Source organism: Arthrobacter sp. alpha11c (assembly GCF_054149985.1).
In genome coordinates this window covers 2,688,669-2,702,206 of the sequence record NZ_CP196747.1, presented here as the reverse complement: position 1 = coordinate 2,702,206, position 13,538 = coordinate 2,688,669, and the positions used below count along the sequence as shown (strand labels likewise).

Annotated in this window: 11 protein-coding genes; 5 read left to right on the top strand and 6 right to left on the bottom strand. The window is 62.9% G+C overall.

Annotated elements, in window-relative coordinates; all coding sequences use genetic code 11:
- The first annotated feature begins 76 nt into the window (after positions 1-76).
- From ACTAQJ_RS12220 to ACTAQJ_RS12210, 3 genes are all read left to right on the top strand, one after another.
- Positions 77-1,537, top strand: a complete 1,461-nt coding sequence (locus ACTAQJ_RS12220; protein WP_498696448.1) for an FAD-binding oxidoreductase — start codon at positions 77-79, stop codon at positions 1,535-1,537.
- 684 nt (positions 1,538-2,221) lie between these two features.
- On the top strand, positions 2,222-3,298 hold the full coding sequence (locus ACTAQJ_RS12215) for an MFS transporter (RefSeq protein ID WP_498696446.1): 1,077 nt from the start codon (positions 2,222-2,224) through the stop codon (positions 3,296-3,298).
- Positions 3,299-3,333: 35 nt separating this feature from the next.
- Positions 3,334-3,846 carry a pyridoxamine 5'-phosphate oxidase family protein gene (locus tag ACTAQJ_RS12210; protein ID WP_498696442.1) on the top strand — a complete coding sequence of 171 codons (513 nt, stop codon included), beginning with the start codon at positions 3,334-3,336 and terminating at the stop codon, positions 3,844-3,846.
- An 83-nt stretch (positions 3,847-3,929) separates the two neighbouring features.
- Here ACTAQJ_RS12210 and ACTAQJ_RS12205 read toward each other — a convergent pair whose 3' ends face one another.
- From ACTAQJ_RS12205 to ACTAQJ_RS12180, 6 genes are all read right to left on the bottom strand, one after another.
- Positions 3,930-5,159 carry an amidohydrolase family protein gene (locus ACTAQJ_RS12205; protein WP_498696438.1) on the bottom strand — a complete coding sequence of 410 codons (1,230 nt, stop codon included), beginning with the start codon at positions 5,157-5,159 and terminating at the stop codon, positions 3,930-3,932.
- 36 nt (positions 5,160-5,195) lie between these two features.
- A complete protein-coding gene (locus tag ACTAQJ_RS12200; protein ID WP_498696434.1) occupies positions 5,196-6,218 on the bottom strand; it encodes an ABC transporter ATP-binding protein in 1,023 nt (340 codons plus the stop codon).
- An 8-nt stretch (positions 6,219-6,226) separates the two neighbouring features.
- The gene (locus tag ACTAQJ_RS12195) at positions 6,227-7,282 is read right to left on the bottom strand and encodes an ABC transporter ATP-binding protein (protein ID WP_498696432.1); all 1,056 of its coding nucleotides are present in this window, start codon (positions 7,280-7,282) and stop codon (positions 6,227-6,229) included.
- Complete coding sequence (locus ACTAQJ_RS12190) at positions 7,279-8,280, bottom strand: ABC transporter permease (RefSeq protein ID WP_498696430.1); 1,002 nt, start codon at positions 8,278-8,280, stop codon at positions 7,279-7,281. Before ACTAQJ_RS12190 ends, ACTAQJ_RS12195 begins: the two co-directional genes overlap by 4 nt.
- A gap of 99 nt (positions 8,281-8,379) precedes the next feature.
- The gene (locus ACTAQJ_RS12185; RefSeq protein ID WP_498696427.1) at positions 8,380-10,104 is read right to left on the bottom strand and encodes an ABC transporter substrate-binding protein; all 1,725 of its coding nucleotides are present in this window, start codon (positions 10,102-10,104) and stop codon (positions 8,380-8,382) included.
- A gap of 43 nt (positions 10,105-10,147) precedes the next feature.
- Positions 10,148-11,200 carry an ABC transporter permease gene (locus ACTAQJ_RS12180; RefSeq protein WP_477516663.1) on the bottom strand — a complete coding sequence of 351 codons (1,053 nt, stop codon included), beginning with the start codon at positions 11,198-11,200 and terminating at the stop codon, positions 10,148-10,150.
- A 130-nt stretch (positions 11,201-11,330) separates the two neighbouring features.
- On the opposite strand from ACTAQJ_RS12180, the gene ACTAQJ_RS12175 reads away from it, so the two are divergent.
- Positions 11,331-12,797, top strand: a complete 1,467-nt coding sequence (locus ACTAQJ_RS12175; protein ID WP_498696424.1) for a chlorohydrolase family protein — start codon at positions 11,331-11,333, stop codon at positions 12,795-12,797.
- A gap of 34 nt (positions 12,798-12,831) precedes the next feature.
- The gene (locus ACTAQJ_RS12170) at positions 12,832-13,533 is read left to right on the top strand and encodes a GntR family transcriptional regulator (RefSeq protein ID WP_431118470.1); all 702 of its coding nucleotides are present in this window, start codon (positions 12,832-12,834) and stop codon (positions 13,531-13,533) included.
- Positions 13,534-13,538: the final 5 nt, after the last annotated feature.

The window sequence follows — 13,538 nt, the reverse complement described above, 5'->3', positions numbered from 1 at the left end:
ACTCTGCGAAGACTGCCGATTTGGCGTGTCCGCGGAGCTCATGTGTGAAGGGACCACCTTGTCGGACGAAACGGCTATGGCCGGAACAACAGAGGAAAGCATCAAAGGCCGCACAGTCGGCCGCCAGGAAGCTGACCAGCAAATGGACGCGAGCCACAGTGAAACGCAGAACGCGTTTTTGCACAGCCTGACCGACGGACTGCGGCCCGGACAGATCGCCGAAGATGAAGCCACCCGCACCGTCTATTCCGTAGATCAAGGGCCATTGCTGGAACGGCACTTGCCGCTCGCCGTCGTCTGGGCCGAATCCGTGGAAGACGTCCAAAACATCGTTCGCAGTTGTGCTGCCTACCAGGTGCCAATCGTCGCGCGTGGTGCCGGAACGGGTGTCTCGGGAGGCGCGCACGCCACCCAAGGCTGCATCGTGCTCAGCCTGGAACGAATGAACCGCATCCTGGACCTCAACCCCGATGACGAGACCGCCGTCGTCGAACCTGGCGTCATCAACGCCGAACTGAATGCCGCAGCCGCCGAACACGGGCTCATGTATGCGCCCGATCCAGCCAGCTACAAGATGTCCACCATCGGTGGCAACGTAGCCACAAACGCCGGGGGACTGCGCTGTGCAAAGTACGGTGTGACACGGGATTCCGTGCTTGCGCTGGACGTTGTGCTGGCCGACGGTTCACTGCTCCACACTGGGCACCAAACCTTCAAAGGCGTTGCCGGATACGACCTCACTGCGCTGCTGGTGGGCTCCGAAGGAACACTCGGAATCGTCGTGGGGGTGACGGTCCGCCTGAAGTACCTTCCACGCGAAGTCCACACCATCGCCGCGTTCTACCAGGACTTCCGCAGTGCCGCCGCAGGGGTCCTGGCAGTAGGCAAAGCCCGGGTCCAGCCAGCCATCATGGAGCTCCTGGACAACGGAACACTCATACAGCTCGATGAGATGAACGGCTCAGACCTGCAAGCCCGCGGCAAATCCCTGCTGTTGATCCAAACAGACGGATTTGGAGCAGCCGCCGAGGCCGACGTCGTCCGTCAGGTACTCGCCGAAGGCGGCGCCACCGTCACCACAGAAGCCAGCGAAGAAGCCGAAATGCTCGTCGAACTACGCCGCAACAGCCGCGGCGTGGAAATGGACGACGAATTCAGGGTAGGAGAGGACATCGCTGTTCCACGCTCCCAGCTGGTGGACTTCGTGGCCGAACTCGAAGCCATGGCTGACCGCTTCCAAGTCCGCCTCAAAGTGGTGGCCCACGCCGGAGACGGAAACCTCCACCCCACCTTCTGGATGGACCGGGTAGATCCCGTCACAGACGCCGACGCCCTGATACGCCTCAACGCTGCCCTGGACGAATCGATCCGGGTGGGCCTCGAAATGGGTGGCACGATAACCGGTGAGCACGGCGTGGGGCAGTACAAGCTCCGATGGCTGGGACTGGAGCAGCCTGAGCCCGTGCGGGAGTTGCAGCGGCGGATCAAGGCGTTGTTCGATCCTGCGGGGATTTTGAATCCGGGGAAGGCTATCTAGGGGCGCTGGTCGCAGGGCCGCCGGGGCGGTTGCTGGGCGTGGTTGCTGGGGCGGGCCGCAGGGCCGAAACGCTCTGCGCGCTCGGTCGTTCCTCCCTTAGACGCGCGCTGCCGCGTTTCGGCCCTGCGGCCCTTTGCGCGTCTCCACACCCGCGCTGCTGGCTTTCGGCCCTGTGGCCCTTTCGTCCGTCTCCCCAACTCGCGCGCTGCTGGGTTCCGGCACTGGGGGTCTCTCTCAGGTTGTCATTGCGGCGGCACTATCGTCATCTAGCTTGCTGTGATCTCGCGCGGATCTCGATTGTCGCTTCTTGGTATTCCATATAGTCCTTGTTGTCGCGTCCTGTTCTACTCTTTCTGCCTGTTTACTTTCCTTCTCGGTCCTCGTAGTCTTATTTGGTATACCAAAGTTGTTATGAGGAGAATTAGGTGCGCGGGAAGCGTTTGGGGCTGGGTGGGCGGCGTTCGGGGTTGGCGGCGGGGGTGGTGCTGCTGGGTTTGGTGTTGGTTTCCGTCAATCTTCGGCCTGCCATCACCACCGTTGCCGGTGTTATGAACCAGGTCCCGGGGGCGTTTGACCTGGATCCGGTTCTGCTACCCCTTTTGGGTACGTTGCCCGTGCTGGCCTTCGGGGTTTCCGGGCCGATCGGGCCTTGGCTTGCCCGGCGCTTTGGAACGGGGCCCCGCCGTGGCGCTTGCACTGTTGGTACTCGCTGCCGCACTGATCGTCAGGGTCCTTGTACCCGCGCTCCTCCTGCCCGGCACGTTCCTTGCCGGCATGGCAATCATGACGGCCAGCGTGCTGGTTCCCCAGATCGTCAAGGCGAACCACGGCACCGGTTGGTGGACCGGACTTTGCACCATGGGCTTTGGGCTCGGCGCAGCGCTCGGCGCAGGTTTGGTCCAGCCCTTTGCCCAGGCCTTCGGTGGAAGCCTCGCCTGGGCGCTGGCGGTGTGGGCCGTCCCGGCACTGGTGGGAGCATGCCTCATCCACCGCTCCGGGGGGCGGTCGACGTCGGCAGGCACCTCCGCTGGCAAAGCCGGGTCAGCGGCAGGCGACGTTATGTCGCTGACGCAGGACCCGCCGTCGCCCTCTGTGATGCCGGCGCCCGTCGAGCCGCCGGAAGTCACGCCCCTGCGCAAGCAGCGCACAGCCTGGGCTGTGACGGCTTTCTTTGGACTGCAGGCCATGCTCTACTTCGCCATCACGTCCTGGCTGGCTGTTTACCTCGTCTCCAAAGGGCTGTCATCGGCAGACGCTGCTGCGTTGCTGGCCTGGTTTAGCCTTGCCGGGCTCCCCGCAAGCCTGCTGGCTCCTGTGCTGGCCGGTCGTCCTGCCATCCTGAGGATCATGGCACCTGGCCTCGGACTGGCCGTGGCCCTCGCACTTTTGGGAGTCCTCGCAGCGCCAGCGGGTCTGCAGTTCGTCATGGTGGGGATCCTGGGAGTCGTCCAGAGCGCAGGGTTTGGCCTTGCCATGGCGTTGGTGGTGATCCGTGCGTCCGGTCCGCAGACAGCGGGAAAGCTCTCGGCCATGAGCCAAGGGCTGGGGTTCGCCCTTGCCTCGCTCGGTCCACTGGTGGCCGGACTGCTCCATACCTGGACCGGAGGCTGGGACGTGACGTTCTGGGCGCTCGCGGCCGAAGCGTTGATTCTGGCTGCTGCAGGCTTCCTGGCGATCCGTGGCCCTGTAGTGAATGTTGAGCCCGTGAGCCGAAATTCATCCCCCAACGGACTGGTCACCCTCGCACGCGGGGGTGAATAGTCCGTTAGACGGTGTTCGGCCACTGTCGGCAGGCTATGCTCCGGCGTATCCTCGGCGATATGACCAACTCAACGTCTGGCGACAACACTCCCAACACTCCCGCCACTGAAGTCCTGGAGACCAACGAATGCTGGGAACTCCTCCGTGGAGTTTCCGTGGGCCGGCTTGCCGTGTGGGTGGACAATCACCCGGACATCTTTCCGGTGAATTACAAAGTGGACCATGGCACCATGGTTTTCCGCACGGGGGAGGGCACCAAGCTTCATGCAGCCCTTGGTGACGCTCCTGTTGCGATCGAGGCTGACGGTGTCGATGCGGAAACCGGAGTGGCCTGGAGCGTGGTGGTCAAGGGGCAGGCCTCCGCCGTGAAGCTGACGCAGGACGTGCTGGATACCATCGGCCTTCTCTTGTTTCCTTGGGAAGCGGGGCAAAAGGACCAGTTCATCCGCATTGTTCCATCGGACGTGTCCGGGCGTCGCTTCAAGGTAACGCCTCCTGTGACCTGGTGGACGCCCCTGGACGACGCGCCCACTGCCAGGGGCGAGTAACCCTTAACGCCGAAACCCGCTCTTGTCCGTCACTCAGACCGTTGTACGGCCAGGAGAGCGAACGAGAGCGGGTTTCGTAGCAGCTAGACCAGTTCCAGCTGGTCTGCCACCACCTTGCCGGCGTGGATAACGGTACGGTCCTTGCCCCGGTCCATCACTGTGGAAGCTACAGTCTCGCCCTCCACCAGCATCAGTTCGGCGGGATCTCCGACGTCGACGCCGGGACGGTGGGCGGTGTCCTTCAGCCGGGTAGCGCTGGGGTCAAGGATGCTCGCCCCACCGATGGTGGCGATCGCCAGGCAATGCTCGATCAGCTCGTCCTTGCGGAAGCCATGGGTGAATGCGAGCTGCCAGGTGCGGTCCAGCATGTCCGTGTTGCCGTAGGGGGACCAGTAGTCGCGCTGGCCGTCCTCGCCCAATCCCAAACGCACCCCGGCCTCGGTGAGGAGCGGGATGGGCAGTTGGCCTGCTGCAGCCGGGGCGACGGAAGCCATGGATACGTCAAGTTCCGCGAAGGCATCAATGATCCTGCGCGTAGTGGCCTCGTTCACGCTGCCCAGTTGGTAGGCATGGGACATAGTGACCTTGCCCTGCATACCGAGTGCCCGCGTGCGCTCCAGGACGAGGTCGGTGCTGAAGACGCCCAGCTCACCGGGCTCGTGGAGGTGGATGTCGATTGGCACCCGGTACTTCTCAGCCAGGCCGAACACGATGTCCAGGTGCTTCGCCGGATCCCGGTCCAAGCTGCAGGGATCAATCCCCCCGATGACGTTAGCCCCGGCCTTCAGGGCCTCCTCCATGAGCTCTACCGTCCCCTCTTCAAGAAGCAGGCCGGCCTGCGGGAACGCGATGATATCCACCCAAGCCTGACCTGCGAACTTCTCCCTGGCAGCGGCAACGGCTTCGAAACGCTCCAGCCGGCAGTCCACATCCACCTGCGCATAAGAACGAACCCGCGTTGTACCGCGGGCGATCATCCGGCCGAGGGTGTCGTTGACGCGGTCCTGAAGCGGGACCTCGGCGTTACGCCAGTTTTGACGATCGTTCATCATCATGGTCCACACCCCGGGACCACCTGTGTGCTCCCGGAACGGCAGGCCGATCCGGGTGGAATCCAAATGCACGTGGACATCGGAGAACGACGGCAGCAGTAAGCGTCCGCGGCCTTCTACGACCATCACACCCTCGGGAACGACGCGGGCAGGATCATGGGGTTCGACGGCGGTGATCTTGCCGCCTGCTTCGCCCGCAACAAGAGTGACGTCGCTGAGCGCTTGCCCCCAGGGGCGGACGGCGCGGATCAGGGTATTCAATGGTTGCTCCTTTGCTAGTGAAACTATTGCCTGCATCTATTGCACGCCTGCCAGGACCGTTGCTGCCATACCTGTGTGGTGGCAGGCAGGCGCAGCGGGCTGGGCAGGCGTGGGAATCTCATCGAGGCAGCGTTGGCGCTGTTCCTCGGGAAGAGTGCCGATCAGCGGGCATCGGGTCCGGAAGACGCAACCGCTGGGCGGATCGGCCGGTGATGGGAGGTCTCCACGGAGCCGGATCTTCACTTGCTCGCGGGCTGCGCGGGGATCCGGCAGGGGCACTGCGGAGAGCAAGGCCCTGGTGTACGGGTGCAAAGGGTTCCGGAAGAGCTCATCCTGGGGTCCTTGTTCCATGATCTTGCCCAGGTACATCACGGCAACTTCATGGGAAATGTGCCGGACCACGGAGAGGTCGTGGGCAATGAAGATGTAGGACACTCCCGTGTCACGTTGGATCTGCTGCAACAGGTTCACCACTTGGGCTTGAACGGAGACGTCCAAGGCAGATACAGGTTCGTCGCAAACAATCACCGATGGGTTGAGGGATATGGCCCGGGCAATTCCGACGCGTTGCCGCTGCCCACCGGAGAACTCGTGCGGGAACCGGTTGTAGTGCTCAGGTTTGAGCCCCACTTGGTCAAGGAGTTCCTTGACCCGGTTCTTCAGGCCGCCCTGCGGATTGATCTTCTGCGCCACCATGGGAGCTGCTATGGCTGTACCCACTGTCTGCCTCGGGTTCAGGGAAGCGAACGGGTCCTGGAAGATCATCTGGACCTTGCGCCGGAAGTTGTAAAGGTCCCGCCCGCGGAGCTGGCTGATGTCGACGCCATCCACCATGATCCGCCCGCCGGTCGGGTCCATAAGCCGTGCCAGCATGCGTCCGGTGGTCGACTTACCGCAACCGGACTCACCCACGAGTCCCAAAGTCTGGCCTCGAGCGAGACTGAAGGAGACGCCGTCGACCGCTTTGACCGATCGCTTGGGAGCCCCTGGCAGGAGGCCGCCCTTCAGCGGAAAGTGCTTCTGGAGGTTCTCCACCTGGAGAATTGGTTGATGTTCCATGGCGGGTCCTAACGCGAATTCCGGATGGTGATGATCTGCGGCCCGCTCAGATGGCAGCGCTTGCCATGCCCGTCGTCCACCGTCAGCTCAGGCCGCTGCTTGGCGCAGAGGCCGTCGCCCACCAGTTCGGCGTACTGGCACCGCGCGCTGAAGATGCACCCCTTGGGCAGGTCAAGGAGCGACGGCGGCTGGCCGGGTATGGGGTTCAGCTGGCTCGCTGAGCCGTTCAGGGTGGGCATCGAATTGAGCAGGCCCAAGGTGTAGGGGTGCTGGGTGTCGTAGAAGATCTCATCCACGGGACCCGATTCGACGCACTGGCCGCCGTACATCACCAGGACGTCGTCGCAGACTTCGGCCACGACTCCGAGGTCGTGCGTGATGAGGATGAGCGCGGAGTTGGTTTCCTCCTGGAGCTCTGACATGAGGTCCAGGATCTGGGCCTGCACGGTCACGTCCAACGCGGTGGTGGGTTCGTCAGCGATCAGCAGCTCCGGTTCACAGATCAGGGCCATGGCGATCATGGCCCTTTGGCGCATGCCGCCGGAGAAATGGTGCGGGTACTCATCGAAACGCTGCTCGGGACTGGGGATACCCACCCTTCCCAGCATGTCGACGGCGGCCGCCCGGGCCTGCTTTTTGCTCGCCTTGTTGTGGACCAGATAAGCCTCCGCGATCTGGTGCCCAACGGTGTAGAACGGGTGCAGCGCCGAGAGTGGATCCTGGAAGATCATGCCGATGTTACGGCCGCGGAGTTGGCGCATGGCAGATTCCGGGAGGGTGACCAGATCCTTGCCCTGGAACATTGCCTGGCCGGTGACGTGGGCGGAGGTGCCCTTAAGGAGCCCCATGAGGGCTTGGCTGGTGACGGACTTTCCTGAGCCGGATTCGCCGACGATACCAAGGGTCTGGCCCCGCTCCAGGGTGAAGTCCATCCCGTTGACGGCGGAGACCAGGCCGTCGTCCGTGGGGAACTTCACCGAGAGGTTGCGGACGTCCAGGAAGGCCTTTGCCCCCGGTTCCGGAGCCCGTCGGGAGAGCGGTTGGGTGAGTGGCGTGTGGGTCATTGGAGCCTCACTCGGGGATCGATGGCGGCATAGGCGAGGTCCACCAGAACATTGGCTACGATGACGAAGAACGCGGCCAGCATGGTGATGGCCATGGTGACGGGCAGGTCACCCGAGATGGCGGCGTGCACGGCGGTGAAGCCCAGGCCGGGGACGGAGAAGATCTGCTCGGTGAGGACGGCACCGCCCAGGAGCAAACCGATGTCCATGCCAAGCATGGTGACAACAGGTGTGATCCCGGCGCGAACGCCGTGCTTGAACGTCACGGTCCGCGGTGCCAGGCCCTTGGCGCGGGCAGTGCGGATGAAGTCCTCGCCGAATGTCTCGATCATGTTGGTCCGGGTGACACGGATGTAGGAGGCACTGAACAGCACGGCCAACGCAATCCATGGCAGCAGGTAGTTCGCCACCCAGGCGCCTGGCCCCTGTGGACCAAAGGGGCTATTGATCTCGTTGGTTGTGAACGGCAGAAGGTGCAGCTGGTTGACGAAGAGGAGCAGCAGGAACAGGCCCGTAACCGGGATGGGCAGCGATACGCCCACCGAGGCCGCGCCGACGATGAACTTGTCCACGGGCGAGCCCTTGCGCAGCGCTGCGAGAAGGCCCAGGCCGACGCCGGTGATGGTCCACAGGATGAGCGCTCCAATGGCCATGGAGAACGTGTAGGGGAGCGAGCGGGCAATGATGTCCGCAACGCTCTCATTGGTCTGGAAAGACTTGCCCAAGCATGGCCATTCACAGAGCGTCTGGGCTCCTGGTGCACCAATCATCCGGGGCGAGAAAAGGCCACGCATGTAGTCGATGTACTGGACAAAGAAGGGCTGGTCCATGCCCAGGGCAACGCGGGCCTCGGCCACGCGTTCGGGAGTGCATTCCTGTCCGCAGGCGGCAGCCGCGGGGTCCGAGGGGCCAAGCTGGAAGAGCGTGAAAGTGATGAAACTGACTGCAGCCAGCAGCAGGACCAACGATCCGGTCCTGCGAAGAATGAAAGTCATCATGGTGGTGGTTGCGGGCCGCCTGCTGTAGCAGGCGGCCCGCTTCTCCTTCTGGACTGTGCCCGATTAGTTGACGAAGCCCGATTAGTTTTCGAAGCCCGGTTAGTGCTCGACGCCGACGATCGAGAGGTCGATGCCGCCGAAGAAGTAGCCCACCTGGGCGTTGCGGACGTTGGATCCCACCACGCTGTTGGTGTGGCTGCGGATGAGCGGGACGATGGGATACGTCTTCAGGGCAGTGCCGAAAGCCTCGGACCACTTCTTGCCAAGCTCTTCAGAAGTGCCGTCCGTGTTGCGCAGATCAAACATTGCCTTGGAAACTACGGGATCGAAGTAGCGGGAGGTGTTGGAGAAGCCGTAGCTGGTGCCTTCGTTGTTCGGTCCCAGCAAGGGATCAGCCGAAGTACGGACGGAGGCCGGATCGGCGCCGCCGCACCAACCCGAACGGCCCATGTCCGGCAGCTGTTCGCTGGCCAGGACCGAGTAGTAGTTCGGCGCCGGGATGGCCACCAGCTCAACATCGATGCCCAGGGCTTTCAGGTTTTGCTGGACTACGGTGCCGGTGTTCTTGAAGGCGTCGCGGTTGTTGGCGTAGCCGTACGTGAGGGTCTTGGGGTAGTCCTTGCCTTCAAGGAGCTTCTTGGCTTCCTCCAGCTTGGGCTTGCCCGCAGGATCCAGCTCCAGCTCCGTCTCCACGTAACCACGCATCTTGGAGTTGAGCGGGCTCTGCGTGATCTCGCCAAAGCGTCGTCCGCCGTACTGCACCAGGATGGATTGGCGGTCCAAGGCCAGAGCGATTGCCTTGCGGACGTCCGGGTCCTTGATCTTTTCCGTGTTCAGGCTGAGGACATCGTTGCACCCGAGGAGGCCGGACGCGACGCGATCCTTGACCTTGGCATCGGCCAGTTTGGCGGAATCCGAGGTTTGGAGAGCGCCGTTGGAATCGAGCGTGATGGCATTAGGATCCGAGTCAGCCAACAACTGCTGGCTGATGGTTGCCTGCGAGGTGGAGAGGGAGAAGCTGAACGTGTCCGGGAGCGCAGTGCGGTTGGAGTCCGTGGCCGGATGCCAGTGCGGGTTGCGGACCAGCTTTAGCGACTTGCCTCGGTTGTACGACTCCACCATGTAAGGTCCCGAAGACACAGGATGGTTGGTGTAGTCCAGCTTGGTGTCCTTGGCCTTGGGTACCGGCGCCGTGTTGGAGCGGGACGCCAGCGCAGGGAACTCAGCGAACGGCTTCTTCAGATGGAAGACGATGGTCCGGTCATCCGGTGTTTCAACCGCCTGAAGCGACGCGGAAGGATCCTTGTACGGCCCCTTGTACCCGCCGGCGTCGAGCGCTGAATTCAATTCTTGCGGTGCCTGGGTGAAGACATCCTGCGCGAAGGTGCGTTCCACGCCGTACTTGATATCGGCGGAGGTGATGGGTGTGCCGTCCTCGAACTTCACGCCTTCCTTGAGCGTGAACGTCCAGCTGAGGCCGTCGTCGGAAACTTTGCCGGTGTCCGTGGCGAGGTCTGGGACCACTGTTGGGGGTTGCCCTGCGGTTTCCTTGGCCATGGTCAGGGTCCGGTAGTACAGCTGGCCCACATTGGCGGTCTGGACGTAGTTGCTGTTGCCGGGATCCAGGGTCTGGAAGTCCGAGGACATCAGGACGTTGAGGTTGCCGCCCTTGGTGTTGAAACCGGTCTTGACCACGTTGGGTGCCAGCTCCGTGACCGATTCTGCGGACTTGGTGTTGCCGGGCTGGTTCTCGCCAGCGGCGCAGCCTGTGGCGGCCATGGCAATCAGCACGGAAAGCGCCAGTGCTCTCGTGGGGGTTTTCATGATGCTCCTCTTGAAGGGGTTGGGTGGAGGGAGATGGTGGAAGTTAGTGGCGGGAAGCCTTGGGGTCCAGCGCGTCCCGGACGGCGTCGCCCAGGAGGTTGAACGCCAGGACGGTGACGATGAGCATGACGCCCGGAACAGCCAGGAACCACGGATCGCTGAGGTACCAGTTGCCGGATTGCGCAGCGTTCAGCATTTGGCCCCACGACGGTGTGGGGTCCTTGACGCCGACGCCGAGGAAGGAAAGGGCGGCTTCTGCCGAGATGTTGGTGGGGATCAGCATGGTGGCGTACACCAGGACCACTCCCATGACGTTGGGGATGATCTGGCGGAACAAGACACTGAGGTGGGAGGCCCCGAAGGAACGGGCCGCTTCCACGAATTCACGTTCGCGGAGGCTCAAGACCTGGCCGCGGACAATCCTGGCCAGGTAAGCCCAGCCGAAGAATCCCAGGATGATCACCAGTGAGGCCATGGGCAGGAAGCTGCCTTCACCCAGCGGTGTATCGCGGAGCCGGGATTGCAGGATGGGCGTCAGGGAGAGCACTAAAAGCAGGTGGGGGAATGCGAGGAACAGGTCCATGATGCGGCTGATGACGGCGTCGGTCTTGCCACCGAAGTAGCCAGCGGCCGCACCCAATACTGTTCCCAGGACAACGGATACAGCCGTGGACAGCAGGGCGATGGTGAGGGAAACCTGGCCACCGTAGGCAAGCCGGGCGAAAAGGTCGCGGCCCAAGCCGGGCTCCACGCCCAACCAGTGCTCGGCCGACGGATACATGTAGCCGGGGAGCGGCAGGCCAGGCGTTTGGAAGTCGTCCAGTACCTCGGGGCTGGTGTTGGACGTGAAGGGGTCATTGCCGGACATTGCACTGAGTACGGGGGCAAGGATGGCGAACAGCATGATGGCCACCACGACGCACAGGCTCAGGAGTGCGATCTTGCTCCGCCGGATCCTCATCCACGCCGTGGCGAGCAGCGAGCGCGCCTCGGCGGGTGCTGCTTTACCCTCAGGCGAGGCTGCCGGAGTGGGCGGCGGACTGCCGGTATTCGGTTCGATGGACTGTAGCTGGGTCAAGGGTTGTGCTCGTTTCATGATCCAGGGAGCTGACTCCGCGATTCTTGTATACCAAACTAGATTAGATCAGGATTGATGCGATGTAAATCACAAATAATGTACTGTTTGGAATACCAGAGAGCTATTTTGTTCGAGCAAAGGAGTGCACGTGCCCACAAAGGCAACTGCCCGCTACGTCCTGGGGCACAACAAAGGGCAGCACGTGCTGCTGGAGGATGCCTGCGTGGTCTACAGCGGCGACACCATTGAGTACGTCGGCCATGACTACACCGGGCCGGTGACGGAAGAGATTCACCTCGGTGACGCACTCCTGATGCCAGGGCTGATCGACCTCGACGCCCTCACGGACATTGACCACCTCATCCTGGACAGCTGGGCCGGGCCGGTGCAGGCTAAAGGGCACCAGTGGTCCGAGGACTACTTCCGCAACCGCCGCATGGACGTCTTTACCGCCGAGGAACGCCAGCAGATCCGCGAGTACGCCCTTATCCAGCTGATCCTGCACGGCATCACTACGTACATGCCCATTGCATCGGAGGTCCACTCCGAATGGGCGGAGTCCTTCGAGGAACTCGTGGGTATGGCGGAGACCAGCCGGCGGCTGGGCTTGCGCGGATACCTCGGGCCTGCATACCGCTCGGGCGTGAATGTGGTGTTGGAGAACGGCGAACGCTCAGTAATGTTCGACGTCGACCGCGGCCGTGAGGGGCTGACGGATGCGTTGCGCTTCATTGACCATGCGACAGAGTTAAACGACCCACTGATTAAGAGCGTCCTGCTGCCGTGCCGCATCGAGACCTTGGACATCGAACTGCTCAAAGCAACGGCGGCGGCTTCGGAAGAGCACGACGTCCTGGTTCGCCTGCACTCGCTGCAGGGCCTGGTGGAACGGGAACTCATTCTGGACTGGCATGGTGTCACGCCCCTGGAGCTCCTGGACCAAGTGGGCATGCTCAACGAACGCCTGCTGATCCCGCATGCCACCTACACGGACCGCAACCCCGCCGTGTTCGGAGAGGATCGAGGGGACCTGGCCCGGCTGGCAGCCAGTGGTGCCAGCATCATCCACTGCCCGCTGACATCCATGCGCTACGGCAGCATCTTGGATTCCTTCAATGCCTACAAAGCAGCGGGCATCAACATCTCCCTGGGCACCGACTCTTTCCCGCCGGACCTGATCCGGGGGATCGATGCAGGCGTGCAGCTGGGCAAGATCCTGGCAGGCAGCAACGACGCCGGCGACCTCGCCGGATACTTCGACGCCGCCACACTCGGAGGTGCCCGGGCACTGCGACGAACCGATCTTGGCCGGTTGGAGCCCGGGGCCCAGGCAGACATGGTGGCCTTCTCCCTGGGAGACATCCGCGATGGCGTTCACGAGGACCCACTAAGGACACTCACGCTCAACGGAACAGCCCGGCAAGCAGTACTTTCAGTGGTGGCCGGCCGGACCATCATGGCCGACGGTCTCATAGAGGGAGTGGATCTGGACTACTGGCGCGGAAAGGCCCAGGAACTCTTCGCCAGGATGCGTGAGGCCTACACACCCAGGGATGCCCTGAACCGCCCCTCCGACGAGCTGTTTCCACCCGTGTATGCTCGGGTTGAACGCTGACCGGCGCCGGCCGGCGAAGGGAGCGGACGCTGGCATGAAGGGAAGTTTGACAGTGGCTGAGGCGATGCCGGAAACCGGAAATGGCCGCGATGACGAGGCCCGCGCGGAGCACGTCTACCAACTGGTGTTGGAGGGAATCGTCACGGGCACCTTCGCGCAGGGTGGGCGTTTGCGCGAACGGGAACTGTCCGAGATGTACGGCGTCTCCAGGATCCCGGTCCGCGAAGCCATCCAACGCCTGGAGAAGGACGGCTTCGTGGCCACCTTCCCGCGCCGCGGCGCCGTGGTCCGGCAACTCACGCTCACCGACGTCAACGAGCTTTTCGACGTTCGCCTTTGCCTGGAAACGTTCGCCGCCAGGATGGCTGCCATCCGCGTTGCCGAAGGCCATTCCAGTGGCCGGCTCGAGGAACTGATGGAAGCCTCCAATGCCGCCATCGACGAGGACCGGGCAGAGGATGTAGCACTGATCAGTGCCGAGCTCCACGCCGAGATCGTGCGTCTCTCCGGCAACAGGCTGCTCATTGAGTCCGTGAAGCCGCTGTTCGGCCGCATGCGCTGGATCTTCGGATTGGCACACAACCGCAGCAACGAACTCCAACGGGACGAACACAAAGAGCTGTGCAACGCCATCCTGAAAGGCCGGCCGGACCTGGCCTACTCGCTGGCGTACACGCACATCGAGCTCGGCCGGGAACCCGTGCTGGCAGGCCTCGCGGAGACCCTGGAACCCTGAATTAG

Coding starts and splice junctions, on each gene's coding strand:
- ACTAQJ_RS12220 (WP_498696448.1), top strand. CDS start 77: ATGGCCGGAACAACAGAGGAAAGCATCAAAGGCCGCACAGTCGGCCGC.
- ACTAQJ_RS12210 (WP_498696442.1), top strand. CDS start 3,334: ATGCTCCGGCGTATCCTCGGCGATATGACCAACTCAACGTCTGGCGAC.
- ACTAQJ_RS12200 (WP_498696434.1), bottom strand. CDS start 6,218: ATGGAACATCAACCAATTCTCCAGGTGGAGAACCTCCAGAAGCACTTT.
- ACTAQJ_RS12195 (WP_498696432.1), bottom strand. CDS start 7,282: ATGACCCACACGCCACTCACCCAACCGCTCTCCCGACGGGCTCCGGAA.
- ACTAQJ_RS12190 (WP_498696430.1), bottom strand. CDS start 8,280: ATGATGACTTTCATTCTTCGCAGGACCGGATCGTTGGTCCTGCTGCTG.
- ACTAQJ_RS12185 (WP_498696427.1), bottom strand. CDS start 10,104: ATGAAAACCCCCACGAGAGCACTGGCGCTTTCCGTGCTGATTGCCATG.
- ACTAQJ_RS12180 (WP_477516663.1), bottom strand. CDS start 11,200: ATGAAACGAGCACAACCCTTGACCCAGCTACAGTCCATCGAACCGAAT.
- ACTAQJ_RS12170 (WP_431118470.1), top strand. CDS start 12,832: ATGAAGGGAAGTTTGACAGTGGCTGAGGCGATGCCGGAAACCGGAAAT.